Raw genomic sequence first — 592 nt, 5'->3', positions numbered from 1 at the left:
TACGAGTGCACCTGTACCAGTGAGATTGCCACCGATACTAATCGCATCCGTAGTCAAGGTCAGGTTATTAGCGCTTGCTGTGATGGTTGAGCCAGTAGTAATGGCAGAAGCCGATAAGGTGGTGGCAGCGCCAATAGTCAATGCATCGTTATAGGTTTGAAAGCTAGTAGTCGTAATTGCGCCACCGTTAATCACGACAGTACCGCCAGCATCGGTAGTAATGCTCGTTAAGTTCGTAGTGCCACCAACACTAGCGCCAAAGGTGGTGGCGCCTGAAGTATTGGCTGTTAGTGCGTAAGCACCATTGAGAGTAGAAACAAAGTTGATTGCCCCACTACCACTACTTGTTAATGTTGTTGTAGCACCTAAGGTCACTGCATCGTTATAGATCTGAGCGCCAGTAGTGGTAATTGCTCCCCCATTAATAGCAGTAGTACCGCCAGTATTAGTCGTTACTGAAGCTGCGGTGACTGCAGCGCTAAAGGTAGTAGCACCAGTAGAGTTCACAGTTAAAGCACCTAGAGCACCACCCGATGCACCACCGACGATGCCAGTAAAGGTGACATTGCCCGAGCCTGAGGAGACGGTTAAT

Annotated in this window: 1 protein-coding gene; it reads right to left on the bottom strand. The window is 49.2% G+C overall.

Features of this window, described 5'->3' with window-relative positions; translation table 11 throughout:
- On the bottom strand, nt 1-592 hold a 592-nt coding region (locus ICN29_RS10635; protein ID WP_216133007.1), incomplete at both ends, for a hypothetical protein.

Source organism: Polynucleobacter nymphae (assembly GCF_018882155.1).
GTDB classification, from domain to species: Bacteria; Pseudomonadota; Gammaproteobacteria; order Burkholderiales; family Burkholderiaceae; genus Polynucleobacter; species Polynucleobacter nymphae.
The sequence above is the reverse complement of the archived record's forward strand: the minus strand, read 5'-3'. Positions and strand labels throughout refer to the sequence as shown.